The following is a 3128-nucleotide window of genomic DNA, read 5'->3' as shown; positions in this document are numbered from 1 at the left end:
TGCACGACGCCAATTACGATAACCGCCTAACGACGATTGGAATGGCCGGAAGACGGCCCCGTCATCAGCCTCTCCCCCGTGATCACGGGGGAGAGGCTGATGACGGGAGCGCGGATCACCGACCGACAGGTCAGGCGGTACATGGACGAGCGCAGGCAAGGACGCGGTCAAGCGACAGCGGCGGTAAAGGCCGGGTTCAGTGAGCGGACGGCCCGGCGGATCGACGCCAACCCGATGCTGCCGAGCCAACGGCCGGGGGAACGGACCTGGCGCACCCGCGAGGATCCGTTCGCCGGGGTCTGGGAGGAGGAGTTGGTGCCGGTCCTGCGCTCGGCTCCGCACATCCGGGCGACCACGCTGTTGGAGGAACTCCAGCGCCGCCATCCCGGCGACTATCCCGACAGCATGCTGCGCTCGCTCCAGCGCCGGGTCGCGCTGTGGCGAGCCACGGAAGGCCCCGAGCAGGATTTGATCTTCCGCCAGGACCATCCCCCGGGGCATCAGGCCCTGTCCGACTTTACCGAGACCGCCAGCCTCGGTATCACCATCGACGGCGCTCCCTTCGACCATCTCCTCTACCATTTCTGGCTGGCCTACAGCGGCTGGGAGTCGGTCAAGCTCGTCCAGGGTGGCGAGAGCTTTACCGCGCTGACCGAAGGGCTTCAGGAAGCGCTGTGGCAACTCGGCGGCGTTCCTCACACCCATCGCACCGACCGCCTGTCCGCCGCCTACCGCAACCTGACGGCCGAGGACGACGAAGCCGCCGGATACGCTGCCTTCTGCCGCCACTACGGCATGACCCCGACCCGCAACAACGCCGGCGTCGCTCATGAGAACGGCAGCGTCGAAGCCTCCCATGGACATCTGAAGGCAGCCCTGCGCGACGCCCTCGATCTGCGGGGATCGCGCGATTTCCCGGACATCCCCGCCTACCAAGCCTTCCTGCAGGACACCATCGCCCGCAAGAACGCCCGCCGCCGAAAGGCACTGGAGGTGGAATTGCCGGAGCTCAAGCCGCTGCCCCGCCACCGCACCACCGATTTCTCCACCACCACCGTCACCGTGACCCGCAGCGGCACCATTTCCGTACGCAAGGTGCTCTACACCGTCCCGTCCCGCCTCGTGGGCTGCCGGCTCAAGGTGCACCTCTACGATGACCGGCTTCTTTGCTGGCTAGGCACGACCCAGGTGCTGACGCTCACCCGCAAGCATGCCAAAGGCAAGCAGCGTGATCGGGTCGTGGATTACCGTCACCTCGCCACGTCCCTGGTGCGCAAGCCGCAGGCATTCCGCCGCTCCGTCTTCCGCGACGAACTCTTTCCCCGCCCAGCCTTCCGCCGAGCCTGGGAGGTGCTGGACGAACGTCTCGACGATCGCAGAGCCTGTCGCGTCTACGTCGGCTTGCTGCATCTGGCTGCTACCGGCGCCTGCGAGGCCGCCCTGGCCGAGCATCTCGACGCCGTGCTCGACCGCGGCGACCTGCCCGATCTCGAGATTGCCCGGACGGCCGTGGCGCCGCCGCAACCTGCCGCCGTGCCGCTGATCACCGTGGCGCCACCCGATCTCGCCGGATACGACAGCCTTTTGCGGCCGGCCCCTTCCACCGCCGATCCGGAGCCCGCATGACTGATATCGACGCCGCCAAATTGCCCGTGATGCTGTCCTCCCTACGCTTGCCGACCATCGGCCGACTGTGGCCGGGCTTTGCCGAACGGGCCGACCGGGAGGGTTGGGGAGCCGCACGCTTCCTGGCCACCCTGTGCGAACACGAACTGGCCGAACGCAGCGAACGCCGCATCGCCCGCCACATGGCCGAGTCGGAGCTCCCCGCCGGCAAGACGCTGGCCACCTTCGACTTCGCCGCCGTGCCGACCATCCGCAAGCCCCATATCGAGGCGTTGGGCCGAGGCGACGGCTGGATCGAGCGCGGCGCCAACCTGCTGATCTTCGGCCCCAGCGGCGTCGGCAAGACCCATGTCGCCTCCGCCATCGGCACGGCGCTCATTGAGGGCGGCCGGCGCGTCCTGTTCACCCGGACCACCGATCTCGTGCAGAAGCTTCAGGCGGCACGGCGCGATCTGGCATTGCCAAGCCTGCTGGCCCGGCTCGACCGCTTCGACGGCCTGATCCTCGACGACCTTGGCTATGTTCGCAAGGATCAGGCTGAAACCGCCGTTCTGTTCGAGCTGATCGCCGAACGCTATGAGCGCCGAAGCTTGATCTTGACCTGCAATCAGCCCTTCAGCGAATGGAATGCAATCTTTCCCGATCCCGCGATGACCGTCGCCGCCATCGACCGACTGGTTCACCATGCCACCATCCTGGAGTTGAACACGGAAAGCTACCGCCGCCGCTCCGCCCTGGCCGCGGCCCGGGACCCGAAGGCCTCCGAAGGGTAATCGACGCCACAACGGCGTAATTGTCGCCGGGCGTGCGCGGCGGCATGATGGCGGCCATGTACGAGCCTCCGACCATCGTTCAGCTGAAGATCACGATCCTGGGCATCGATCCGCCGATCTGGCGGCGCCTGCTGGTGCCGCGCAAGACAACGTTGGCCGAGTTGCACCACATCATCCAGGCCGCCTTCGGCTGGCTCGACTATCACCTGCATCAGTTCGAGATCGGCGGCCTGCGCTTCGGCGACCCCGACCTGCTCAACGCCGATGCCTTCGATGACGACAGTCTGGCTTTGCCGGAGGACGACGTTCGGCTGTTCGACTTCCTGCCCAACCCGCCGCCGTTCCTCTATCTCTACGACTTCGGCGACGATTGGCATCATCGGATCGAGGCCGAAACGGTGCTGCTGCCCGAGGCCGATCGCAAGTACCCCGCCTGCGTCGACGGCGCACGCTCCCGGCCGCCGGAGGACGTCGGCGGCGTCCATGGCTACGCCGACTTCCTTGAGGTCTTTCACGACCCAAGCCACTCAGAGCATGCCGATATGAAGCGATGGGCAGGACGTGCCTTTCACCCGGAGAAGTTCGACCTCATCAAGACCGATCGGGCTGTTCGAGCTGCCGTTCGATCCGCAAAACGTCGAGCGGCACTCTTGCGCTACGACTGACCGATCCAATTTCGGCAGGACAAGGTAATTGACGTCCGCCGGACATCGAAATTGTCGTTGCACA

General features: G+C 66.2%; 3 protein-coding genes. All 3 read left to right on the top strand.

Annotated elements, in window-relative coordinates; translation table 11 throughout:
* The first annotated feature begins 99 nt into the window (after positions 1–99).
* From istA to TSH20_RS30740, 3 genes are read left to right on the top strand one after another with little or no spacing between them, the layout of a single operon-like run.
* Positions 100–1626: an IS21 family transposase gene (istA, locus tag TSH20_RS30750; protein ID WP_109157380.1), complete on the top strand. Its 1527-nt coding sequence runs from the start codon at positions 100–102 to the stop codon at positions 1624–1626.
* Positions 1623–2399 carry an IS21-like element helper ATPase IstB gene (gene istB, locus TSH20_RS30745; RefSeq protein ID WP_109157379.1) on the top strand — a complete coding sequence of 259 codons (777 nt, stop codon included), beginning with the start codon at positions 1623–1625 and terminating at the stop codon, positions 2397–2399. Before istA ends, istB begins: the two co-directional genes overlap by 4 nt.
* A 44-nt stretch (positions 2400–2443) precedes the next feature.
* Positions 2444–3064, top strand: coding sequence for a plasmid pRiA4b ORF-3 family protein (locus TSH20_RS30740; protein ID WP_247871634.1), 621 nt, complete (start codon positions 2444–2446; stop codon positions 3062–3064).
* The last annotated feature ends 64 nt before the right edge of the window (positions 3065–3128 follow it).

It is taken from the genome of Azospirillum sp. TSH20 (genome assembly GCF_003115935.1).
Taxonomy (GTDB): Bacteria; Pseudomonadota; Alphaproteobacteria; order Azospirillales; family Azospirillaceae; genus Azospirillum.
The sequence above is the reverse complement of the archived record's forward strand: the minus strand, read 5'-3'. Positions and strand labels throughout refer to the sequence as shown.